This window comes from Paracoccus rhizosphaerae (assembly GCF_026162645.1).
Taxonomy (GTDB): domain Bacteria; phylum Pseudomonadota; class Alphaproteobacteria; order Rhodobacterales; family Rhodobacteraceae; genus Paracoccus; species Paracoccus rhizosphaerae.
On record NZ_JAOTBE010000011.1, the window covers coordinates 16,210 to 38,024 of the forward strand.

Below are 21,815 nucleotides of genomic sequence, written 5' to 3' on the forward strand. Positions count from 1 at the left end.
GCTGCACAGATAGCGCCGCCCCGGCCCTCCCGCAAGGAAGCCTTGGCCGTTAACGCTTTCTTAAGCGGCTGGCCGTTAACCATTCCGCATCTTGAACGGGGGTTTCATGGTCGCCATCGCCTATTCGGTCGCCTTCGTCGGGGTCGAGGCCAGACTGGTCGAGGTGCAGTGCGCCGTCGCCGCGGGACTGCCAGGGTTCTCCATCGTCGGTCTGCCCGACAAGGCCATCAGCGAGGCGAAGGAACGTGTCCGCGCGGCCTTCGGCGCCTTGGCGATCGCGCTGCCGAACAAGCGGCTGACGGTCAATCTGTCGCCAGCCGACCTGCCCAAGGAAGGTTCGCATTTCGACCTGCCGATCGCGCTGGCGATCCTGGCGGCGCTGCAGATCGTGCCGGCGGAAGAGGTCGCCCGCTGCGTGGCCCTGGGCGAACTGGCGCTTGACGGACGGCTGGTGGCCGTCACAGGTGCCCTGCCCGCCGCCGTCGCCGCGTCCGAGGAAGACCGCGCCCTGATCTGCCCCCGCGCCTGCGGCGCTGAAGCCGCATGGATCGACGCGGTCCCGGTCTTCGCCCCCGATACGCTGCGCGCCGTCGTCGACCACCTGACCGACCGCAGCCCCTTGTCCCCCGCCCGACCCGGAGACATGGCAGACCCCGCCGACCACCGCTGCCTGTCCGAAGTGCGCGGCCAGGAACGCGCCAAGCGCGCCTTGGAGATTGCCGCCGCGGGGCGACACCATCTGCTGATGGTCGGGCCGCCCGGTGCTGGCAAGTCGATGCTGGCGCAGCGGCTGCCGGGGCTGATGCCGCCCCTGACTCCGCAGGAGGCGCTGGAAACCTCGATGGTCCATTCGGTGGCCGGTCTTCTGAAGAACGGCCGCATCTCGCGCCAGGCGCCCTATCAAAGCCCGCATCACACCGCATCCGGCCCCGCAATCACCGGCGGCGGCGCCAAGGCCCGACCCGGAGAGATCAGCCTGGCCCATAACGGCGTCCTTTTTCTGGATGAACTGCCCGAGTTCGAGGCCAGGGTCCTCGACAACCTGCGCCAGCCCATCGAGACCGGAGAGGTCTTCGTGTCTCGCGCCAGCGCCCATGTCCGATATCCGGCGCGCTTCCTGCTGGTGGCGGCCGCGAACCCCTGCCGCTGCGGCTATCTGGCCGATCCGGCCCGCGCCTGCGCACGCGCGCCCGTCTGCGGTGGAACCTACATGGGTAAGATCTCGGGGCCGCTGATGGACCGGTTCGACCTGCGGTTGGAGGTTCCGGGCGTCGGCCTGCACGACCTGGACCTGCCGCCGACAGGTGACAGCACGGCGACGGTCGCGGCGCGCGTGGCCGCCGCGCGTCAGATCCAGACGCGCCGCTTCCGCGATCACCCCGGCGTCGCCGTCAACGCCGACATGCCGGCCGCGCTGCTGGACCAGCTCGTCCTGCCAGACGATGCCGGCCGCGCGCTGCTGCACAAGGCCGCCGAGAGGCTGGGCCTTACCGCCCGCGGCTATCACCGCATCCTGCGCGCCGCGCGGACGATCGCCGACCTCGAGGCATCCGAACGCGTGCTGACCCACCATCTGGCCGAGGCAATCAGCTATCGCTTGCCATTCGTTGCCGGCGGCTGAAATGACCGGCTCGTGTTGCCTGCACTGGATCAAATCGGTCACCAGCACCGGCACATGGTCGCCGAGGCTGATAGCATTTTTCTGCCCTTCAGTCTGCCGATCCTTGGGTGTGATTCCCCTATCAGGTGAGCAGAATTCCTGAGCTTGTCGGAATGCACGAAGCGTCGACAGTCGCAGTCGCGCATAGACAACAATTCATCCACTCAAGCGGATGCTCCGCGCCTCATACCGCCATGACATTGCTGTTGGTGGCACTGCCCAAAGCCACATAGCTGATGCAGCGTAATTTGCGGCTTTGCTATGAAGGATCTCGGGCGCTCATCGCCCCCGCTTCGCAGTCACTTGTTCCGCCGCATATGTATGATGCAGTCCACTGGCATCCGTACCGGGTACCTTGGACAGGCTCGGGCAGCGTGAGGCGCGATCTGTCAATCACCTGCGATCGTGACTTTGGCACGGCGCTGCAGAAACCCTGGTCCGCCAGGAATGCCTGCTCCGCCCACACCGGAAGGCCGTCGCTATAGCTTAGGAAACCACCGTGCCGCAGGTGAAGCCTCCAAGGCGCAGCGTGCAAGAACAGCCGCCGGCAAGACCGCTGCCGGCAAGACCGCTGCCGGCGTGAGAAGGTTCAGCCGCGGGCCAGGATGCGACGCTCGATGGCCTGCCAGATGGCCTCGGCGGCGTTGATGCCGTCGAACCGTTCCAGCTCCTGGATGCCGGTGGGCGAGGTCACGTTGATCTCGGTCAGCCAGCCGTCGATCACGTCGATGCCGGTGAAGATCAGGCCCTTCTCGCGCAGGACCGGGGCAATGCGGGCGCAGATCTCGCGCTCGCGCTCGGTCAGGCCGACCTGTTCGGCGCGTCCGCCGACATGCATGTTCGACCGGGCCTCGCCTTCCTGCGGGACGCGGTTGATCGCGCCGACAGGCTCTCCATCCACCAGGATGATGCGCTTGTCCCCCTTGACGACGGCGGGCAGGTACTTCTGCGCGATCATTGGCTCGCGATTGATGCCTGCGAACGTTTCCAGCAGCGCCGACAGGTTCGGATCGCCCGGGCGCAGGTGGAAGACCCCTGCCCCGCCGTTGCCATAAAGCGGCTTGACGATGATCTCTCCGTGGCGGGCGCGGAAGGCGCGGAAGGCCGCCGGATCGCGAGCAATCATCGTGGGCGGCGTAAGGTCGGGGAAATCCAGCACCATCAGCTTTTCGGGGCAGTTCCTGACCCAGAACGGATCGTTCACGACCAGCGCCTGGTTGTGCACCCGGTCCAGAAGGTGGGTCGAGGTGACATAGGCCATGTCGAAGGGCGGGTCCTGGCGCAGCCAGATCACGTCGAAATCGGTGGCGTCGACGTCGGCCCAGTCGCCGAAATCGACATGGGCGCCAGCCTCTCGGCGCAGCGTGATGGGCCGGCCGCGCGCGATCACGCGGCCCTCGTCATAGCGCAGCTGGTCGACGGTGTACTGGAACAGCCGGTGACCCCGGACCTGGGCCTCGAGCCCGATGCGGAAGGTGCTGTCGGCATGGATCGAGACATGCTCGACCGGGTCCATCTGCAAGGCGACGTAAAGGCTCATCTGCACCTCCTGAAATGCGCGCCTGTTGTGGCCCGCGGTCCGGACGGATGCAAGCCTGCGTCAGAACTCTCCAAAGGCGTTCCTCAGCAGATCGACGCGGCCCGTCGCATCAACCAGCGCCGCGTCGAACCGCATGGTGACCTGACCAAGCCCCTGCGTCTCGCAGTATTCGCAGGCGGCCAACATGATCCGGCGCATCTGGGCGGGCTGCAGGCGTGCGGCGGCCTCGGCATGGGTGGCGGCGGCCTTCACCTCGACGAAGACAATGTCGTCACCGTCACGGAGGATCAGGTCGATCTCTCCGGCCCGGCCGCGCCAGCGTTCGGCCAGAAGATCGGCGCCCGCGCCTTTATAGGCACGCAGGACGTTCTCCTCGGCCATGCGCCCTGCGGTGGCGGCCACGCGGCCGCGCTGGCGGCGAAGCTGCGTCATTCGCCCGACAGCGCCAGCGCGCGCTGATAGACGTCGCGCCGGGGCAGGCCCAGTTCCTTTGCGGTTTCGCGGGCAGCGTCCTTGACCGACATCGTGGCCATGTGGCGCAAAAGGACGGTGCGCAGGCGGTCGTCGTCCACCTCGACGGCCGAGGGACGGTCGAGGACCATGACCACCTCGCCCTTCAGCGCCTCCATCCGGGGATCGGAGGCAAGGTCGCCGGCGGCGCCCCGGATCACCTCCTCGAACTTCTTGGTCAGCTCCCGGGCGACGACTGCGATGCGGGCCGGGTCGATCGCGGCAATGTCCTGCAGGCAGCGCGAAACGCGGCGCGGGCTTTCATAGAGGATCAGCGTCGAATCGACCGCCATCCAGCCTCGCAGCCAGGTCTGCCGTGCCGTGGCGGTCGAGGGCGGGAAGCCCAGGAACAGGAAGCGGTCGCTTGGCAGGCCCGCCACGCTCAGCGCCGCCAGCGCGGCCGAGGGGCCGGGCAAAGCGTGGACCCGCGCCCCCGCCTCGGCCGCATCCAGCGCCAGGCGATATCCGGGGTCGGCCACCAGGGGCGTTCCCGCGTCCGAGCAATAGGTCACGCTGCCTCCGTCAGCCAGCGCCGCCAGAAGCGCCGGGCGGGCGCGGTCGCCGTTATGGTCGTGATAGGACAGGATCCGCCGCCCCCGCAGGGGAATGCCGTGGATGTCCATCAGGTGGCGCAGCACGCGCGTATCCTCGGCCGCCAGCAGGTCGGCGCTGTTCAGCACATCAAGCGCCCGCAGGGTAATGTCGCGCGCAGCCCCGATGGGGGTCGCGACCAGATACAGCCCCGGATCAAGACGCGCGGCTTCGACATGCGCGGATAGTCGGCGCGGAGGTTCGCCCAAGGGTCTGTCGCTGCGGTCGCTCATCCTGCCTCCGTTCGGCGCCGGAGGGGGCCGGCGCTGATTGCCAATCGCGGATGCAGGTCCTAGGCTGCCGTCATCCGCGAGCGTTCTTATCACAAAGCAGGAAGTTTCACATGTTCGCCTTCGCCACAACCCGGCCTGCCCAGGGTCTGCACCGCGCGCTGCTGAAAACGGCCACGGTGGTCTCGGCCCTGTTCCTTGCGGCATGCGAACCCATGGGCGGGGCCGGTCAGGCCACGGGCCCCGAGACCGGGCCGATGATCGACCCGTCCGAGCCTGTCCAGATTGCGCTTCTGGCGCCCGGCGGCACCGGCTCCCAAGACCTCGAATGGCTGGCGCGCAGCATCAAGAACGCCGCTCGGATGGCGGCGGCCGACGCGCAGGGGGCGACAATCGACCTGCGGATCTATGATGTCGGCGCCTCGACCGAAACGGCGGTCGCGCAGGCCAACGCCGCCGCCGACGCCGGCGCGCAGATCATCCTCGGGCCGCTGTTCGCCGAGGGCGCGAACGCGGTCGGCAACGCGATGCTGCCGCGCAACATCAACGTCCTGACCTTTTCCAACAACACCCAGGTGGCCGGCGGCAACGTCTTCATCCTGGGCAACAGCTTCGAGAACATCGCCGACCGGCTGGTCGGCTATGGCGTGGACCAGGGCAAGCGGAACGTGCTGGTCGTGGCCGAGGACGACATCGCGGGCCAGTTGGGCGGCCGCGCGATCGAGACCGCCATCGCCCGCAACGGGGCGCGGCTGGCGGGGCGCGTGAACCATCCGGTGTCGATCTCGGGCATCGACGCGGTCACGCCGCGCATCGCCGAGGCCGCGAAGTCCGACCAGGTGGACGCCATCTTCATGACCGCCAACAACCAGGCCGTCCTGCCCTACCTGACCGAGCAGCTGGCCGAGGCGGGCGTCCGGTCGCCCGTCGCGCAGATGATGGGCCTGACCCGGTGGGACCAGCCGGCCGACCGCCTGCAGCTGCCGCAACTGGCCGAGGGGTGGTTCGCGATCCCCGACCAGACCCTGCAGCGCCAGTTCGAGGCCCGCTATGCCCAGGCCTATGGCGAGGCGCCGCACCCGCTGGCGTCATTGGGCTATGACGGCGTCGCCGCCGTGTCGTCGCTGGTACGCAACGGACAGCGCAATGCGCTGGCGACGTCGGGTCTGACGCAGCCGGCCGGGTTCTCGGGCGTGGGCGGCATCTTCCGGCTGCAGCGCGACGGCACGGTCCAGCGCGGGCTTGCGGTTGCCACCATCCGCAACAACCAGCTTGTGGTGCTCGACCCCGCGCCGCGCAGCACCCGAGGCTTCGGGTCGTAAGGGACAGTCCACGCAGATGACAAAGGTCATGAACAGCAGCGCCCCGGCATCGGCCGGGGCGCTTCCCGTTCCCGAAATCGGTCCGCTGCTGGGCCGGCTGGACCAGGCCCTGGCCGACCTGACCGAGCCGCGGCAGATCCGCGCCGCCACGGTCGCGATGCTGATGCAGACGCGGACCGAGTCGATGGCCGCGATCGAGGCGTCCTTCGCCACGCATCCGCGCGCCGCGCGAGAGACGGTCCGCGCCATCGCCTCGCTGACGGACGTGGTCGTGACGGCGGTGCACCACGTGGCCAGCACGCGGCTGCACCCGCAGCAGTCGCCGTCGGAAAGCGAACGTCTGGCCGTCCTGGGCGTCGGCGGCTACGGCCGGGCCGAGATGGCGCCGCATTCGGACGTGGACCTGCTGTTCCTGACGCCGTGGAAGATCACCCCCTGGGCCGAGAGCGTCGTTGAATCGATGCTCTACATGATGTGGGACCTCAAGTTGAAGATCGGCCATTCGATCCGCAGCGTCGACGACTGCCTGCGGCTGGGTGGCGCCGACATGACGATCCGGACCTCGCTGGTGGAGCACCGGGTGGTGACCGGTCACGCGCCACTGGCCGAGGAACTGCGGACGCGTCTCTGGACCGAGCTGTTTGCCGGCACCGTCCCCGAATTCATCGAGGCGAAGCTGGAGGAGCGCGCCAACCGCCACGCCCGTCAGGGCGGCCAGCGCTATGTCCTTGAACCGAACGTCAAGGAGGGCAAGGGCGGGCTGCGCGATCTTCAGACCCTCTATTGGATCGCCAAGTACATCCACCGCGTGGACCGTGCGGTGGAACTGGTGGATCTGGGCGTCTTCACCCGCGACGAGCATCTGGCCTTCTGGCAGGCCGAGGATTTCCTCTGGGCCGTGCGCAGCCACCTGCACCTGATCGCCGGCCGGCCGGTCGAGGTGCTGTCCTTCGACATGCAGGTCGAGGTGGCCCGCCGGATGCACTATGCCGACACCGCCGCTCGGCGCGGGGTCGAATACTTCATGCAGGATTATTTCCGCCACGCCACCCGCGTCGGTGAGCTGACCCGTGTCTTCCTGACCGAGCTCGAGGCGCGCCATGTCCGCACGGCGCCCTTCCTTGGCCGGTTCTTCCGCCGCCGCCGCAAGATGCGTCCGGGCTTCATCGACCGGGCCGGCCGGCTGACATTCGAGGACAGCAGGCAGTTCCTGTCGGACCCGCTGAACATCCTGCGCCTGTTCGAGGAGGCGCTGCGCAGCGGCGTCCTGATCCATCCCGATGCGATGCGCGTGGTGACCGCGAACCTCGACCTGATCGACGAGAAGGTGCAGAACGACCCCGAGGCGATCCGCATCTTCATGGACCTGCTGCTGAAGCACGGGAACCCGGAACGCGCCCTGCGGCGGATGAACGAACTGGGTGTGCTGGGGGCTTTCATCCCCGAATTCCAGCCCGTCGTGGCGATGATGCAGTTCAACCTGTATCACCACTATACCGTCGATGAACATTCGATCCAGTGCGTTGCCGCCCTGGCCGAGATCGAACGCGGCGAGCATCCTGACGACCTGCCCCTGTCCAGCGAGATCATCGACGCCGGCGTGAACCGCCGCGCACTCTATCTGGCGACGCTGCTTCATGACATCGGCAAGGGGCGGCGAGAGGATCACTCGATCCTCGGGGCCCGCATCGTGCGGCGCATCGCGACGCGCTTCGGCTTTCCGCAGGACGAGGTCGATATCGTCGAGTGGCTGGTCCGTAACCACCTGCTGATGTCCGACGTGGCGCAGAAGCGCGACATCAGCGACCCGCGCACGCTGCGAGACTTTGCCAAGGCGGTCAAGACCCGCAAGCGGCTGGACATGCTGCTGGTGCTTACCGTCTGCGACATCCGTGGCGTCGGCCCCGGCACATGGAACAACTGGAAAGCCATGCTGCTGCGCAAGCTGCACCAAGAAACGGCCGCCGCGCTGGAAAACGGGCTGGAGGAGCTGAACCGCGACCGCCGCCAAGCCGAGGCCAAGCGCAGCCTGCGCCACATGCTGGTCGCCAAGGGCTGGGACGCTCGCGCCATCCGGTCCGAGATGCAACGCCACTACGATGCGTACTGGCCGGGGCTGCCGACCCAGACGCAGGCGGTCTTCGCCGAACTTCTGTCGGGCCTGGGCGCCGACGAGATCCGCATCGACCTGCGTGCTGACACGGACCGGGACGCCACCAGGGCGGCCTTCGTGCTGTCTGACCATCCCGGCATCTTTTCCCGGCTGGCGGGGGCGCTGACCTTGACCGGGGCGAACGTGGTCGATGCGCGGACCTACACCACCCGCGACGGCTATGCGACCGCGGTGTTCTGGGTCCAGGACAGCGAGGGTCATCCCTTCGCCGAGGATCGCCTGCCCCGCCTGCGCCAGACCATCCTGCGCACCCTGGCCGGCGAAATCGTCGCCCGCGAAGCCTTCGCGACCCGCGACAAGCCCAAGAAGCGCAACCGGGAGTTCAAGTTCCCGACCCACATCACCTTCGACAACGACGGCAGCGACATCTATACGATCATCGAGGTGGACACCCGCGACCGTCCGGGCTTGCTCTATGACCTGACGCGGACGCTGGCGGCGAACCACATCCAGATCGTCAGCGCGGTCATCGCCACCTTCGGGGCGCAGGTCGTGGACAGCTTCTACGTCAAGGACATGTTCGGGCTGAAGCTGCACAGCCCGGCCAAGCGGGAAGCGCTGGAAAAGAAACTGCGCGCGGCGATCGCCGACGGCGTCAAACGGGCCGAGGCTGAACAGGCATGAAAAGCGGACTTGTGCGGGGGTTCCTCTCGGTGGGGCTCTGGACGCTGATCTCGCGTGCGTCGGGCTTCGTGCGCGACATCCTGATGGCGGCATGGCTGGGCACCGGTCCGGTCGCCGAGGCTTTTCTGATCGCCCTGTCGCTGCCCAACATGTTCCGGCGCTTCTTCGCCGAGGGCGCGTTCAACACCGCCTTCGTGCCGATGTTTTCAAAAAAAATCGAGAACATCGACGAGGCACGGGGCTTTGCCCAGGACGCGTTCTCGGGCCTCTTCATGACGGTGCTGGCGCTGTCGGCGCTGGCGATGATCTTCATGCCGGGGCTGGTCTGGCTGATGGCCTCGGGCTTCGTGGGCGATCCGCGGTTCGACCTTGCGGTGGAATACGGTCGCATCACCTTCCCCTACATCCTGCTGATCTCAATGGCGTCGATGATCTCGGGCGTGCTGAACGCCAACGGGCGCTTCACCGCCGCCGCTGCGGCGCCGGTGCTGCTGAACCTGCTGTTCATCGTGGCGATGTATCTGGGCCGCTGGCAGGGGTGGGACCTTGGCTTGACGCTGGCTTGGGCGACGCCGGTCACCGGCATCGCCCAATTGGGGCTGGTCTGGTGGGACGCGCGCGGCTCGGGTTATGTCTTCTGGCCGCGCCGCCCGCGGCTGACACCGGACATGCGCCGGCTGGTCGCCGTCGCCCTGCCAGCGGCCTTCGCCGGCGGCGTCGTCCAAATCAACCTGCTGATCGGCCGTCAGGTGGGATCGCGGTTCGAGGGTGCGATCGCCTGGCTGTCCTATTCCGACCGTCTTTACCAGCTGCCGTTGGGGGTCGTGGGGGCAGCGGTGGCGGTCGTCCTGCTGCCGGAACTGGCCCGCCGCATCCGTGCCGACGATCATGCCGGCGGCCAGTCCGCCTATTCCCGCGCGACGGAATTCGGGCTGTTCCTGACCCTGCCCGCCGCCTTCGCGATCGCCGTCATCGCCGAGCCGATGGTCTCCACCCTGTTCCAGCGCGGCGCCTTTTCGGCCTTCGACACGCAGCAGACCTCGGCGGCGCTGGTGGTCTATGCGCTCGGCCTGCCGGCCTTCGTGCTGCAGAAGATCCTCCAGCCGCTCTATTTCGCGCGCGAAGATACGAAGACGCCGTTCCGCTATGCGCTGTTCTCGATGATCGTGAATGCGGTGGCGGCGTTCGGCTTGATGCCGGTCTTCGGCTTCCTGGCCGCGGCGCTTGGCACCACGATCGCGGCCTGGGTCATGGTTGCGCAGCTTTGGTGGGGCACCCGCAGCATGGGGGCTGCGGCACGTGCCGATGCGCGGCTGCGCCGGGCTTTTCCGCGCATCCTGGCCGCTTCGGCGATCATGGCCATGGCCCTTTGGGTGATGCGCGGGTGGCTGGCGGGTGCAGAGTTGGGGCGCGGCGTCTCTCTGGCGATCCTGGTCTTCGGCGGGGCGGCGATCTATTTCGCGCTGGCCTACCTGGTCGCCGGCTATCGCCCGTCAGAACTGCGCGCGGCGGTCCGGCGGGGCTAACGCTGCCGGATCTGCGCCAGAGCCCGGCGGATGCCGCCGTCGACCAGCAGGAAAGACAGCGCAAATCCCGTGGCGAAGCCCGCAATCTCGGCGATCCAGCCCTGCCCGGCGCCGCCGAAGATCAGCCCGAAGACCAGCTGGAACGCCAGCAGCACACCGATCAGCACGAATGCGCGCAGGCGGTTGGCATTCTCGGCCGCAAGCCTTGTCCACAGAAGGAAGGTGAACGCCCCGACCAGCCCATAGACCGCCGGATAGCCGCCGATCAGCGGCGACGGCCGCGCCCCGATCAGCGGCAGGACCGCCGCATAGACCAGCGCCCCGCCGATGGCCGAACCCAGATACAGCGCCAGCACCGCCGCGGGTCGCAGGTTCTGGGCGACCATGTTGCCGAGCGCCAGCGTGAAGACCACGACGAACAGGGCATGGGTCAGCGACACGTGGATGAAGCTGTAGCTGAGGATGCGGTAGAACTGGTCCAGGTCCAGCACGCCGAAGCCCCAGGCCCTCTGCGCCAGTTCGGGCGGGAAGGCAGTCATTCGGATCGCCGACAGGCGCAGGCCGACGCCCTCGGCCCCGCCGATCAGGCCGGCGCTGCCAAGGGCGAACACTGCCTCGGATGCGATGACGGGAAGGGCCAGCAGCCAGATCACCGGCGGCAGCGGATTCAGCGGGGATTCAGTCAGGCCGGGGCGCATGGGCATTCCTTGGCGGTTGCGGAGGTTCCGACCAACCGCTAAGCCAGCGGCCAGGAAATTCCAAGGCAGGCCCGTCATGTCCGACCAGATCAACGCCCAGTTTCGTCAGCGCATCTTCTCGGGGATCCAGCCGTCTGGCGGGCTGACGCTTGGCAACTATCTGGGCGCGCTGAAGCGGTTCGCGGCCCTGCAGGGCGGAGAGGCCGAGACGATCTATTGCGTCGTTGACCTGCACGCCATCACCGTCTGGCAAGACCCTGAAGTCCTGCGCGTCCGCATCCGAGAGGCGGCGGCCGCCTTCATGGCGGCGGGTGTCGATCCCGCGCAATCGGTCCTGTTCAATCAAAGCCAGGTCAGCGCCCATGCGGAAATGGCGTGGCTCTTTAACACGGTCGCCCGCGTCGGCTGGATGTACCGGATGACGCAGTTCAAGGACAAGGCCGGCAAGAATACCGAAAACGTCAGCCTGGGCCTGCTGGCATATCCGGCGCTGATGGCGGCCGACATCCTGACCTATCAGGCGACCGCGGTTCCCGTGGGCGAGGATCAGAAGCAGCACCTGGAGCTGACCCGCGACATCGCCGCCAAGTTCAACCACGACTACGGGGTCGAGCATTTCCCGATGACCGAGCCGCTGATCGAGGGCGTGGCGACACGCGTGATGTCGCTGCGGGACGGGTCGAAGAAGATGTCCAAGTCAGATCCCTCGGACGCCAGCCGGATCAATCTGACCGACGACGCCGACACCATCGCCCAGAAGATCCGCAAGGCCCGCACCGATGCCGATCCCCTGCCCGGCCAGATGGAGGGCCTGAAGGACCGCCCCGAGGCGAAGAACCTGGTCAACATCTATGCCGCCCTGGCGGACGAGACGCCCGATCAGGTCCTGGCGCGGTTCGAGGGTCAGGGCTTCGGCGCCTTCAAGCCGGCCCTGGCCGAGATTGCGGTCGAGGCGCTGGCGCCCATCACCCGCCGGATGGCCGAATATACCGCCGACCCGGCCCAGATCGACCGCATCCTGGCCGACGGCGCCGACCGCGCCGCAGCCATCGCCAATCCCATCCTCGATCGCACCAAGGACATCATGGGACTGCTGCGCACCCGCGCCTGAGAACGCGCCACCCGCCGCGGGTGGCGTTTTCTCCTCAAAGTGTTGCCTTGCCGCACCTGCTGCGGCTATCAGACGCGCAATCGCATGGACCCGGTGAGATTCCGGGTGGCTACTCCGGCCGCCGATCCGCCGGACAATTCGAACCTTTCGCAAGAACATGCTGGGCCGCATCTCTGCCGGCCGGGAACGGATATCTCATGTTTTCGATGACACGTTACAAGAACGAATGGCTGGGCAATGTCCGCCCGGACCTTCTGTCGGGGCTGGTGGTGGCGCTGGCCCTCATCCCCGAGGCCATCGCCTTTTCCATCATCGCGGGCGTCGACCCCAAGGTCGGGCTCTATGCCAGCTTCTCGATCGCGGTGATCACGGCGATCACCGGCGGGCGACCGGGCATGATCTCGGCCGCGACGGCGGCCACGGCGGTCCTGATGGTCACGCTGGTGCGAGACCACGGGCTGGAATACCTGCTGGCGGCCACGGTGCTGGCCGGCCTGATCCAGATCGCCTGCGGCGCGCTGAGGCTGGGCTTCGTCATGCGCTTCGTGTCAAAGTCGGTGATGACCGGCTTCGTGAACGCGTTGGCGATCCTGATCTTCATGGCGCAGCTGCCGGAACTCGACCCCTCGACGCCGGGGGTCGGCTGGTTCACCTATGTCCTGGTCACCGCATCGCTGGCGATCATCTATCTGTTCCCGCGCCTGACGACGGCGGTCCCGTCACCCCTGGTCACCATCGTCGTGATGACCGCGCTGGCCATGGCCTTGGGATGGGACGTGCGGACAGTGGGCGACATGGGCGCGCTGCCCGATACGCTGCCGGTCTTCCTGCTGCCCAACGTGCCGCTGAACCTCGATACGCTGCGGATCATCCTGCCCTATTCCTTCGCTGTAGCAATCGTCGGCCTGCTGGAAAGCCTCATGACGCAGAACCTGGTGGACGAGCTGACCGACACCCGGACGAACCGCAACCAGGAGTGTATCGGCCAGGGGCTGGCCAACACCGCCACCGGCTTCATCGGCGGCATGGCGGGCTGCGCAATGATTGGTCAGTCGATGATCAACGTGAAGTCCGGCGGGCGCGGCCGCCTGTCGTCCTTCGTTGCCGGGGTGGCCCTGCTGATCCTGGTCGTGGGGCTGGGCGATCTGGTCAGCCGCATCCCCATGGCGGCGCTTGTCGCGATCATGATCATGGTCTCGATCGGCACGTTCAGCTGGTCGTCGATCTCCAATCTGCGCACTCATCCGCGATCGTCCTCGGTCGTGATGCTGGCGACGGTGGCGACGGTGGTCTGGACGCACAACCTGGCCATTGGGGTGCTGGTCGGGGTGCTTCTGTCGGGGATATTCTTCGCCGCGAAGATCGCGCAGCTGTTCCGCGTCACCTCAGTGCTGTCGACTGACGGGCGCAGCCGGACCTATGTGGTCGAGGGGCAGATGTTCTACGGCTCGGTCGAGGATTTCATGGCGGCTTTCGACTTCTCGGAAGCGCTTGATCATGTCACCATCGACGTCAGCCGGGCGCATATCTGGGACATCAGCTCGATTCAGGCATTGGACATGGCGATCCTCAAGTTCCGCCGCGACGGGGCCGAGGTCGAGCTGGTCGGCATGAACGAAGCCTCGGAAACGCTGGTCGACCGGCTTGCCATGCATGACAAGCCCGGCGCGCTGGATAAAATGGTTGCACACTAAAGGGGGGGGGGACGACCATGACGGACAAGATCATCGCGCTGGTGGACGGTTCGACCTATGCGGCGTCGGTCTGCGAACATGCGGCCTGGATGTCGGCGCGCAGCGGCAGTCCGGTGCACCTGCTGCACGTCCTCGGACGCCGGGAAGCGGCGGGCGCGCAGGACCTATCGGGTGCGATCCGGCTTGGCGCGCGCAGCGCCCTGCTGGAAGAGCTGTCGACGCTGGACGCGCAGCGGTCCCGAATCGCGAATGCCCAGGGGCGGGCGCTTCTGGAGGACGCCCGGGCGCTGGCCGAATCGACTGGCGCCGTCGACGTCACGACGCGACTGGATCAGGGCGACCTGATCGACCGCGCCGCCGGCCGGGAAACGGATGCGAAGATGATCGTCATCGGCAAGCGGGGCGCCGCGGCGGATTTCGCGCGGGGCCACCTGGGCTCCAACCTGGAACGCATCGTGCGTGCGGCGCGCGTGCCTGTCCTGGTGGCGGCCCGAGCCTTCCGCCCGATCTCGCGCGTGCTGATCGCCTTCGACGGCGGGTCCTCGGCCGTGAAGGCGGTCGATCACATCGCCGCCGATCCGGCATTCCAAGGCCTTGCCATCGAGGTCGCGATGGTAGCGCCCGGCCCCCGCAATGCCGACAGCCACCTGGACGAGGCGATCCTGCGGCTTCGCGCCTCGGGTCTGGATGCGCAGCAGGTCGTGCTGGACGGTCAGCCCGAAGCCGCGCTGATCAACCGCATCGAGGAGCGGGACCACGACCTGTTGGTGATGGGCGCCTACGGCCATAGCCGGATCCGCCAACTGATCATCGGATCGACGACAACGCAGATGCTGATCGAATCGCGCAGGCCCGTCCTGCTGTTCCGGTGACCATTCCCGCGGGCGTCATCTGATCGTGGCTCGGCTTCGCCCGCTGCGCTTCGACGCATAAAGCGCCTCATCCGCCAGGGCCAGCACCTCGTCTGGGTGCTCGGCCCCGTCGGTGGGCCAGACCACGATCCCCAGGCTGGTGGAAACTGGCAGCCCTGGCAGTTCCGGCGGCGTCAGGGCATTGATCGCACCGATGATGCGGGCGGAAAGCTGTTTCAGCGCAGGGCGCGAGGTCATGCCCGGCAGCAGCAGCACGAATTCGTCGCCGCCGATCCGGGTTGCCGTATCCGCGTGCCTGATCTGGTCGCGCAGCACCTTGCCGACCGCGCGGAGAAGATCATCCCCCGCCTGGTGGCCCAGCAGGTCGTTCACCTGCTTGAAGTTATCCAAATCCAGATGCACCAGCGCGAAGGGCCTGATCTCGCCCGTCTCTGAGGTCTTCAGCGCCGCCGAAAGCGTCGACTCCAGCTTTCTCCTGTTGCCCAGCCCGGTCAGTGGATCTGTCTGGGCCTGCAAAAGCGCCCGCGCACGCGACTGCTCCAGCTGTTCGTTGAAGCGCGACAGCTCATTCAGAACGCCGCGGTTGGCCTCTTGCAGGAACAGAAGTTCCATCGCCAGATCCGAGGGCGCGAAGTCGTCGTCGGTCAACGCGGCCTGCCGGATCGCATGGTGAAGCCCGATGCCGAAACCCAGGTTCAGCAGCACCGACCCGCCCGCAACCCGCACCCCGTGGCCGCGAAGGACAAGCTGGCTGCCCTCGACGCGCAGGAACAGCCTCCGACGGCCGTCCACCGCGCCGCGGATCGCGGTCATCGGGTCCGAGGGCTCACCCGGACGCGCCCCCGAAAGCCTGCCGACGAGCCCATCGTCCAGATCCGGCAGCAGCTTTGCCAAGGTCCGCCCGGCCGAGATGAGGGTTCCGTCTTCGCGCAGCCACAGGTGCATGGGCAGAAGCTGCGCCAGCGCAGAGGCCGGCATAAGGCATGAGGTTTCGGCCATGCTCATGTCGTCCCCAGCATGACGGACGCCCCCTCAAGGCTGAACAGGCGTCCTTCCGCAAACTGCTCGTCCCAGATGTCGATCCGGATAGATACCTCATCGATGGCGATGAGGCAGAGCGCACCATAGTCGTCGGCCATGCCGCGGATCAGGCCGACGAGCAGGAACTGCCATGCTGATTTCGGGTCAGGATCAATGATCATCACCTGGACGCCACGCTCGGACGTCCGGACCTGAAGCCGCGGAACGGGCAGCGTCGGCAGGACCAGGTTCGCCCGCCCCGGCAGTTCATCCAGGCGCAGCAGGAAATCCTTGAAGTCGCGCCCCGAAAATCGCAGCAGCCGCCGGATCGGTTCGATACGTGTCATCCAGCCGCCCATATCCTCGAGCATCTCGGACAGCGGCTTCGATAGGCGGCATCCAGCGCGCGAGAGGCCCGAGACGTCGATCCGCGCGGGGTCGGTGACGCCGGCCTCTGCCTCCGGCGTCCCGTCAAGCTCTTGCACCAGTTCCTCGCCGTAGGTGGAGCGCAGAAACTCCTCGATCGCCCGGCTGACCAACCTGTTCATGCTTCACCTCGATTCGAGTCGAGGTTACCCGTGCGGCGGTAAAGAAACCGGTAACGGCCGGCGGATTTCCGCTAGTCGGCGGACCATCCATAGCTGCCTGGTCCGGACAGCGCCGTCCGGGCTGACATGATGTCCTGGGGCCGCACATCGACGGCATCTGCAAAGGCACAGAGCCTCTCATCATCCTCGACAAGAAAATCTAGCAGGAACAGTGCCATGTCAGGCCGGTCAGCGAAGGCGCGCAGGTCGGATGGCTGGAGACCCGCACCGTCCAGGAACCGCACAAGATCATCCCGTCTTTCGGCCATGGCGATCAGGACGCGCGTCGCGATATCATGTGCCTGCTGCATACCTACCGCCATTCAAGTCTCCGATCGGGATTTCGCGCCGGGGCCAGGCCGCCGAGAAACCCTTTGTTAAGCATTTGCAGCGAAATTGGAACCTAGATGTCGAGATTCCCGGGTTAGCAGATGACGGCACGCATCCTTGTTGCAGACGGCACGGCGACGGCGCGGATCACCCTCAAGGTCCGTCTGTCTGCGGTATGCTATGACGTGGTGGCGGTCGGCGCGCTGGAGCAACTGACCGCCCAGCTTGCTATGGCCCGTCCGGACCTGATCATCATCGGCGGCGGGCTGTCGGACTGTCCGGCGATCGATGTCTGCAGGCAGCTGACCTCGGACATGCGCTACGCTGACATCCCCGTCCTGATGCTGGTCAGGCCCGAGGCCAGGCTGGCGGCGCTGCAGGCCGGCGCGACGGCCACCCTTGGCGCGGATGTCGAGGATCAGATGCTGATGGCGAGGGTCAGGGGCATCCTGCGCGATTCGCAGAACCCGCAAGAGGCGCAGCTGGGGCTGGCCGAAGCGCCCGCCGCATTCAGCCACGTCGCCCTGCCGCAGATCGTGCTGATCGCCGACAGTATCGGCCGGGCGCTGCGCTGGCGGCAGATGCTGTCGACGCGGATGGCGGGCCGGTTCGACATCCGCGACCCCGACGAGGCGCTTGGCGCCGCGGCCTCGGGGCGGACGGCCGACCTCTATCTGATCGCCGCCGACATTCGTGGCCGCGGCGACGGCCTGCGCCTTCTGTCCGAACTGCGGTCCCGCCAGGGGTCTAGGGATGCGGGCTTCGTGATCGCCATCGCACCCGAGCGCGAGGAGCTTGCCTCGATCGCGCTCGACCTTGGCGCCGGCGACGTGCTGTCGGACACGTTCGGTGGGGCCAGCGGGGCGCAGGCTGCCGTCGTGTCGCTGCAGCGCCTGCTGTCGCGAAAGACCAAGAGCGATCAGCACCGGGCCGAGGTGCAGCGTCACATGGTCTGGGCCATGACCGACCCGCTGACCGGCCTGTCGAACCGCCGCCACGCGCTGCCGAAGCTGGCCGAAATCGCGCGGGACGCGATGATCTCGAAGCACGGGTTCTGCGTCCTGGCCATCGACCTCGACCACTTCAAGTCGGTCAACGACAAGCACGGGCACAACGCCGGCGACGCCGTCCTGGTCGAAGTTGCGCAGCGGCTGCGCAACACGGTCGGCGGTGCCGGCCTTGTCGCCAGGATGGGGGGCGAAGAGTTTCTCTGCGCCCTCAGCGACTGCGACGCCGACTGCGGGCTCCGCATGGCCGAGGAACTGCGCCGCGCGGTCCAGGACAAGCCGGTGGCCCTTCCCGGCCTTTCCGGCGGAGGAGAGATTCGCGTGACCGCCTCGGTCGGCCTTGCCACCGTCCCGTCAGGCGGTGACGGCTGGCCGGACCAGATCGCGCAGCTGGCGATGGAGCGGGCGGATCGCGCGTTGCGCTCGGCCAAGGCCAGGGGCCGGAACCGCGTCGTTTCCGCCCCTTTTGAACAGGCGGCGTGACCGGGTCTTTCAATGACACGCCGCACCGCCTAGATTATCGGCAGCCGGAGCGGCCCGTCTTCGAAGGAGAACCCGATGAGCTATGGCGACAGCATGATGTCCCCCGACGATCAGGACGAGCGTCCGACCGGTATTGCCATGCGCCGCGCCGCGCTTGGCCGTTGCCCCGCCTGCGGACAGGGGCGCATCTTCAGCAGCTATCTGAAGGTCGCCGACCACTGCCCCAGTTGCAACGAGGCGCTGCATCACCAACGCGCCGACGACGGCCCGGCCTATCTGACGATCCTCATCGTTTCTCACCTCGGCGCGCCGCTGCTTCTGGCGTCGTTCGTGGCTTGGCGGCCAAGCGCGATGACGCTGCTTCTGGCCTTCGGCATCGGGTCAATAGTGCTGTCGCTGGCAATGCTTCCCGTCATCAAGGGCGGGTTCATCGGGCTGCAATGGGCGCGGCGGATGCATGGCTTTGATAACCGGTCCAAGGCCGGGGCATGACATCTGACGCCGCTTTGCCTGTGCGCGACGCGGCCACGATCGTGGCCCTGCGCCGTACGGGAAGTGGCACCTCGGTCCTGATGGGCATGCGCGGCGCCAAGGCGGTGTTCATGCCGTCGAAGTTCGTCTTCCCCGGCGGCGCCGTGGATCCCGAAGACGCGGCCGTCACGCTTGCAAAGCCGCTTCCGCCGCTCTGCCGCGAACGCCTGATGGCCGAACCCGCGGCAGGCCATGCTCCTGACCCGAATGCCCTGGCGGCCGCAGCCCTGCGAGAGCTGGCCGAGGAGACGGGCCTGCTGATTGGCCAGCCGGATGGATCGCCTTGCCCTTGGCCGGGCTATCGCGATGCCGGTCTGACACCTGATGCTAGTGCGTTGACCTATGTCTTCCGCGCAATCACCCCGCCTGGCCGCCCGCGCCGCTTCGATGCCCGTTTCTTCGTTGCGGATGCGGCGCACATCGTCGGTGATCCGGACGATTTCAGCATGGCCTGTGACGAGCTTTCGCACCTGCAATGGGTGCCCCTGCCCGAGGCACGCAATCTGGACCTGCCATTCATCACCGAGGTCGTTCTGGCCGAACTGGCCCGGTTGGTCGCAGGTGTCCCGCCCGAACAACCCTTGCCCCAGCCCCCGACCTTGCCCTTCTTCGACAACCGCGGGCCGGTGCCCCGGTTCTGCCAGATCCCCTAACCAGCGTTTGACGACGGCACATCAAACGGGGGACTAATCTGAATACCGCCCCAGGACGCCGGCAGCGCTTTCGAATGGTGCCGCCCCAAAGGCGAACACGGCACGAACCATCAGATCATCCCGGATCCCGCGTCAGCCCCCGCGCATGATCTCATCAAGCCGCTTCTTTTCAGCCGCGTCCAGCGCCGGGGTTTCCGTGGGGGCGCGGTCGCGGCTGCGCAAGAAGCGCCACGCCACAAGCGCCGCGATCAGCGCCATCAGAGGCCCGGCCAGCCACAAAATCAGCCCGCTGCCAGTGGCGCGTGGCTCGAAGAGGACGAACTCGCCGAAGCGGTCGACGACGTTGTCGATCACCTCGGGGTCGGTGTCACCGGCGACAAGACGTTCGCGAACATAGAGCCGAAGGTCGCGGCTGATTGCGGCGTTGGAATCATCGATGGTCTCGCCCTGGCAGACGGGACAGCGCAACTTGCGCGAGATTTCGCGCGCCCGCGCTTCGAGACCCGCATCTTCCAGCACCTCGTCTGGCTGAACGGCGAAAGCCGGCACGGAGAGGGGACCGGCCAGCGCCAGCACCAGCAGAAGGCCACGCAGCAGCCGCGTCATTCCGCGGCCACCGCCGTCGTGGGCGCAGCGCGTCGGGCGCCGGCAGCGACGCGATAGCGGCGGTCTGTCAGGCTGATCAGACCGCCAAGAGCCATCAGCATCGCACCGCCCCAGATCCAGTTGGCGAAGGGCTTGACATAGGTCCGCAGAGCCCAGCCTCCGTCCGGCTGTTCGTCACCCAGGACGACATAGAGATCGCGCCAGAAGCCATAGTCGATCGCCGCCTCGGTCGTGGGCATGCCCTGCACCGGATAAACGCGCTTTTCCGGATAAAGAGTTGCCACGTCGCGTCCGTCCCGCGTCACCTCGACCACGGCGCGCTGCGCCAGATAGTTCGGCCCGTCGTTCCGATCCACCGACCGCAGCACCATCTGATAGGGTCCGATTTGGAAGGGCTGGTCAACCTCCGCCACGCGGACATCCTCGATTTGCCACGCTTGGATCAAGGCGACGGCCACGAAGGTCACGCCAAGGCCGGCATGGGCGACGGCCTTGCCCCAATCCGCCCGCGGCAACCGCAGCAGGCGTCCCGCACCGGCCGAACCCGTCCGCAGCCACAGTTCGGAAAAGGCGCCGAACACCAGCCAGGACCCCAGCCCTGCGCCGATCACAGCCAGCGCCGAATGCCCGGTCGAGACGGCGAAGACCAGGGCCATGACCGCCGCCGCCAGCACCAGTGCCTCGCGGAGCGGCCTCAGGCTGCGGGCCAGTGTCGCGCGCTTCCACGGCATCAGCGAACCGACCGGCAGCACGATTGCAAGGACGATCATGAAGGGCGTGAAGGCCTGGTCGAAGAACGGCGGTCCGACCGACAGGACTCGGCCCCAGAACATCTCGGCCACCAAGGGCCAGATCGTGCCGATGAAGACCACGAAGGCGGCCACGGCCAACAGCACGTTGTTCAACACCAGCGCGCCTTCGCGTGACAGCGGCGCGAACACCCCTTTCGCCGTCATGGCCGAGGCGCGGAAGGCGTAAAGCGTCAACGCGCCGCCGATGAAGACCGCCAGGATCGCCAGGATGAACACCCCGCGTTCGGGGTCGTTGGCAAAGCTATGGACCGAGGTGATGACGCCCGACCGAACGATGAATGTCCCGATCAGCGAAAATCCAAAGGCCATGATCGCCAGAAGGATGGTCCAGCTTTTCAGGGCCTCGCGCTTTTCGACGACGATGGCGGAATGCAGAAGCGCCGCTGCCAGCAGCCACGGCATGAAGCTGGCATTCTCGACCGGGTCCCAGAACCAGAAGCCGCCCCAGCCCAGCTCGTAATAGGCCCACCAGGACCCGAGCGCGATGCCGATGGTCAGGAAGATCCATGCCGCCAGCGTCCAGGGACGCACCCACCGCGCCCAGGCCGCATCCACACGGCCCTCGATCAGGGCAGCGACCGCGAAGCTGAATGCCATCGAGAGGCCGACATAGCCGAGGTAAAGAAACGGCGGATGGAACGCCAGGCCCGGGTCCTGCAGCAGCGGGTTCAGGTCGCGGCCGTCGAAGGGCGGATTTCCCATCCGCCAGAACGGGTTCGAAGTGAAGATGATGAAGGCATAGAAGGCCACGCTGACCGCCGCCTGCACCCCCAGGACACGCGCCCGAAGGCTGGGCGGAAGGTTGCCTCCGAACAGCGCCGCCGCCGAACCGAACAGCGCCAGGATCAGCACCCACAGCAGCATCGAGCCTTCATGATTCCCCCAGACGCCGCTGATCTTGTAGATCAGCGGCTTCGAGGTATGCGAATTCTCATAGACGAGGCTGACCGAGAAGTCTGACGTGACAAAGGCAACCGTCAGCGCCCCGAAGCTGATCGCCATCAGCAGCAGCTGCGCCAGCGCCGCGGGGCGCGCGCTGTCCATCCAGCCCTGCCATCCCTTCGCGGCACCCACCATGGGCACCGTCATCTGATAGACGGCGACCGCGAAGGCCAGGATCAGGGCGAAATGGCCGTATTCAGCGATCATCAAGGGGTGTCCTCCGTTGATCGCAGCATAAGGCCGCGACGGCAGAGGTAAAAGTCCCTCGTTCGTCGCGGCCGGTCAGATTCGCG

At 67.0% G+C, this 21,815-nt stretch carries 19 protein-coding genes and 1 other annotated feature; of the genes, 10 read left to right on the plus strand and 9 right to left on the minus strand.

The features are described from left to right. Positions 1–106 precede the first annotated feature (106 nt). Positions 107–1,621, plus strand: coding sequence for a YifB family Mg chelatase-like AAA ATPase (locus tag OC184_RS06310; protein WP_265506334.1), 1,515 nt, complete (start codon positions 107–109; stop codon positions 1,619–1,621). 628 nt (positions 1,622–2,249) lie between these two features. Here OC184_RS06310 and gshB read toward each other — a convergent pair. The 3 genes from gshB to rsmI are packed head-to-tail and all read right to left on the minus strand — an operon-like array spanning position 2,250 to position 4,534. Further along, positions 2,250–3,200, minus strand: coding sequence for a glutathione synthase (gshB, locus tag OC184_RS06315; protein ID WP_265506335.1), 951 nt, complete (start codon positions 3,198–3,200; stop codon positions 2,250–2,252). A gap of 60 nt (positions 3,201–3,260) precedes the next feature. Next, positions 3,261–3,632, minus strand: a complete 372-nt coding sequence (locus OC184_RS06320) for a YraN family protein (RefSeq protein ID WP_265506336.1) — start codon at positions 3,630–3,632, stop codon at positions 3,261–3,263. Further along, on the minus strand, positions 3,629–4,534 hold the full coding sequence (gene rsmI / locus OC184_RS06325; protein ID WP_265506337.1) for a 16S rRNA (cytidine(1402)-2'-O)-methyltransferase: 906 nt from the start codon (positions 4,532–4,534) through the stop codon (positions 3,629–3,631). The genes OC184_RS06320 and rsmI overlap by 4 nt, the downstream gene beginning before the upstream one ends. A gap of 110 nt (positions 4,535–4,644) precedes the next feature. Between rsmI and OC184_RS06330 the strand changes: the two genes are divergently transcribed. From OC184_RS06330 to murJ, 3 genes are read left to right on the plus strand one after another with little or no spacing between them, the layout of a single operon-like run. Next, positions 4,645–5,853 (plus strand): penicillin-binding protein activator, encoded by a 1,209-nt coding sequence (locus tag OC184_RS06330; RefSeq protein WP_265506338.1) that lies wholly within the window; start codon positions 4,645–4,647, stop codon positions 5,851–5,853. A 28-nt stretch (positions 5,854–5,881) separates the two neighbouring features. Beyond that, positions 5,882–8,650, plus strand: coding sequence for a [protein-PII] uridylyltransferase (locus OC184_RS06335; RefSeq protein ID WP_265506339.1), 2,769 nt, complete (start codon positions 5,882–5,884; stop codon positions 8,648–8,650). Then, complete coding sequence (gene murJ, locus OC184_RS06340; protein ID WP_265506340.1) at positions 8,647–10,176, plus strand: murein biosynthesis integral membrane protein MurJ; 1,530 nt, start codon at positions 8,647–8,649, stop codon at positions 10,174–10,176. Before OC184_RS06335 ends, murJ begins: the two co-directional genes overlap by 4 nt. Here murJ and OC184_RS06345 read toward each other — a convergent pair. Continuing rightward, positions 10,173–10,874 (minus strand): rhomboid family intramembrane serine protease, encoded by a 702-nt coding sequence (locus tag OC184_RS06345; RefSeq protein ID WP_265506341.1) that lies wholly within the window; start codon positions 10,872–10,874, stop codon positions 10,173–10,175. The genes murJ and OC184_RS06345 overlap by 4 nt on opposite strands. Before the next feature lie 76 nt (positions 10,875–10,950). Here OC184_RS06345 and trpS point away from each other — a divergent pair, with 76 nt between their 5' ends. The 3 genes from trpS to OC184_RS06360 all read left to right on the plus strand — a co-directional run bounded on the left by trpS (position 10,951) and on the right by OC184_RS06360 (position 14,551). After that, entirely contained in the window at positions 10,951–11,985 is a 1,035-nt protein-coding gene (trpS, locus tag OC184_RS06350; RefSeq protein WP_265506342.1) for a tryptophan--tRNA ligase, read from the plus strand. An 83-nt stretch (positions 11,986–12,068) separates the two neighbouring features. After that, positions 12,069–12,124, plus strand: a sequence feature (sul1 is cis-regulatory element that is thought to sense ions involved in sulfur or methionine metabolism; They are found in Alphaproteobacteria). A 58-nt stretch (positions 12,125–12,182) separates the two neighbouring features. Continuing rightward, entirely contained in the window at positions 12,183–13,679 is a 1,497-nt protein-coding gene (locus tag OC184_RS06355) for a SulP family inorganic anion transporter (protein ID WP_265506343.1), read from the plus strand. Between the two features lie 17 nt (positions 13,680–13,696). Then, the gene (locus OC184_RS06360) at positions 13,697–14,551 is read left to right on the plus strand and encodes a universal stress protein (RefSeq protein WP_265506344.1); all 855 of its coding nucleotides are present in this window, start codon (positions 13,697–13,699) and stop codon (positions 14,549–14,551) included. 15 nt (positions 14,552–14,566) lie between these two features. Here the strand turns inward: OC184_RS06360 and OC184_RS06365 are convergent, their stop codons facing one another. From OC184_RS06365 to OC184_RS06375, 3 genes are all read right to left on the minus strand, one after another. Further along, positions 14,567–15,550: a GGDEF domain-containing protein gene (locus OC184_RS06365; RefSeq protein WP_265506345.1), complete on the minus strand. Its 984-nt coding sequence runs from the start codon at positions 15,548–15,550 to the stop codon at positions 14,567–14,569. A 2-nt stretch (positions 15,551–15,552) separates the two neighbouring features. Next, on the minus strand, positions 15,553–16,119 hold the full coding sequence (locus tag OC184_RS06370; RefSeq protein ID WP_265506346.1) for a heme NO-binding protein: 567 nt from the start codon (positions 16,117–16,119) through the stop codon (positions 15,553–15,555). Positions 16,120–16,190: 71 nt separating this feature from the next. Continuing rightward, positions 16,191–16,469 (minus strand): DUF3572 family protein, encoded by a 279-nt coding sequence (locus tag OC184_RS06375; protein ID WP_265506347.1) that lies wholly within the window; start codon positions 16,467–16,469, stop codon positions 16,191–16,193. A gap of 120 nt (positions 16,470–16,589) precedes the next feature. Between OC184_RS06375 and OC184_RS06380 the strand changes: the two genes are divergently transcribed. The 3 genes from OC184_RS06380 to OC184_RS06390 all read left to right on the plus strand — a co-directional run bounded on the left by OC184_RS06380 (position 16,590) and on the right by OC184_RS06390 (position 19,162). Next, the gene (locus OC184_RS06380; protein ID WP_265506348.1) at positions 16,590–17,978 is read left to right on the plus strand and encodes a diguanylate cyclase; all 1,389 of its coding nucleotides are present in this window, start codon (positions 16,590–16,592) and stop codon (positions 17,976–17,978) included. A 75-nt stretch (positions 17,979–18,053) separates the two neighbouring features. Further along, entirely contained in the window at positions 18,054–18,470 is a 417-nt protein-coding gene (locus OC184_RS06385) for a DUF983 domain-containing protein (RefSeq protein ID WP_265506349.1), read from the plus strand. Then, the gene (locus OC184_RS06390) at positions 18,467–19,162 is read left to right on the plus strand and encodes an NUDIX domain-containing protein (protein WP_265506350.1); all 696 of its coding nucleotides are present in this window, start codon (positions 18,467–18,469) and stop codon (positions 19,160–19,162) included. Before OC184_RS06385 ends, OC184_RS06390 begins: the two co-directional genes overlap by 4 nt. Positions 19,163–19,294: 132 nt before the next feature. On the opposite strand, the gene OC184_RS06395 is transcribed toward OC184_RS06390, so the two are convergent. Beyond that, complete coding sequence (locus OC184_RS06395; RefSeq protein ID WP_265506351.1) at positions 19,295–19,768, minus strand: cytochrome c-type biogenesis protein; 474 nt, start codon at positions 19,766–19,768, stop codon at positions 19,295–19,297. Continuing rightward, positions 19,765–21,729: a heme lyase CcmF/NrfE family subunit gene (locus OC184_RS06400; protein ID WP_265506352.1), complete on the minus strand. Its 1,965-nt coding sequence runs from the start codon at positions 21,727–21,729 to the stop codon at positions 19,765–19,767. The genes OC184_RS06395 and OC184_RS06400 overlap by 4 nt, the downstream gene beginning before the upstream one ends. Positions 21,730–21,815: the final 86 nt, after the last annotated feature.

Excerpts from the sequence above, each read along its gene's own strand:
- OC184_RS06310 (WP_265506334.1), top strand. The coding sequence starts at position 107 with ATGGTCGCCATCGCCTATTCGGTCGCCTTCGTCGGGGTCGAGGCCAGA.
- gshB (WP_265506335.1), bottom strand. The coding sequence starts at position 3,200 with ATGAGCCTTTACGTCGCCTTGCAGATGGACCCGGTCGAGCATGTCTCG.
- OC184_RS06320 (WP_265506336.1), bottom strand. The coding sequence starts at position 3,632 with ATGACGCAGCTTCGCCGCCAGCGCGGCCGCGTGGCCGCCACCGCAGGG.
- rsmI (WP_265506337.1), bottom strand. The coding sequence starts at position 4,534 with ATGAGCGACCGCAGCGACAGACCCTTGGGCGAACCTCCGCGCCGACTA.
- OC184_RS06330 (WP_265506338.1), top strand. The coding sequence starts at position 4,645 with ATGTTCGCCTTCGCCACAACCCGGCCTGCCCAGGGTCTGCACCGCGCG.
- OC184_RS06335 (WP_265506339.1), top strand. The coding sequence starts at position 5,882 with ATGAACAGCAGCGCCCCGGCATCGGCCGGGGCGCTTCCCGTTCCCGAA.
- murJ (WP_265506340.1), top strand. The coding sequence starts at position 8,647 with ATGAAAAGCGGACTTGTGCGGGGGTTCCTCTCGGTGGGGCTCTGGACG.
- OC184_RS06345 (WP_265506341.1), bottom strand. The coding sequence starts at position 10,874 with ATGCGCCCCGGCCTGACTGAATCCCCGCTGAATCCGCTGCCGCCGGTG.
- trpS (WP_265506342.1), top strand. The coding sequence starts at position 10,951 with ATGTCCGACCAGATCAACGCCCAGTTTCGTCAGCGCATCTTCTCGGGG.
- OC184_RS06355 (WP_265506343.1), top strand. The coding sequence starts at position 12,183 with ATGTTTTCGATGACACGTTACAAGAACGAATGGCTGGGCAATGTCCGC.
- OC184_RS06360 (WP_265506344.1), top strand. The coding sequence starts at position 13,697 with ATGACGGACAAGATCATCGCGCTGGTGGACGGTTCGACCTATGCGGCG.
- OC184_RS06365 (WP_265506345.1), bottom strand. The coding sequence starts at position 15,550 with ATGGCCGAAACCTCATGCCTTATGCCGGCCTCTGCGCTGGCGCAGCTT.
- OC184_RS06370 (WP_265506346.1), bottom strand. The coding sequence starts at position 16,119 with ATGAACAGGTTGGTCAGCCGGGCGATCGAGGAGTTTCTGCGCTCCACC.
- OC184_RS06375 (WP_265506347.1), bottom strand. The coding sequence starts at position 16,469 with ATGCAGCAGGCACATGATATCGCGACGCGCGTCCTGATCGCCATGGCC.
- OC184_RS06380 (WP_265506348.1), top strand. The coding sequence starts at position 16,590 with ATGACGGCACGCATCCTTGTTGCAGACGGCACGGCGACGGCGCGGATC.
- OC184_RS06385 (WP_265506349.1), top strand. The coding sequence starts at position 18,054 with ATGAGCTATGGCGACAGCATGATGTCCCCCGACGATCAGGACGAGCGT.
- OC184_RS06390 (WP_265506350.1), top strand. The coding sequence starts at position 18,467 with ATGACATCTGACGCCGCTTTGCCTGTGCGCGACGCGGCCACGATCGTG.
- OC184_RS06395 (WP_265506351.1), bottom strand. The coding sequence starts at position 19,768 with ATGACGCGGCTGCTGCGTGGCCTTCTGCTGGTGCTGGCGCTGGCCGGT.
- OC184_RS06400 (WP_265506352.1), bottom strand. The coding sequence starts at position 21,729 with ATGATCGCTGAATACGGCCATTTCGCCCTGATCCTGGCCTTCGCGGTC.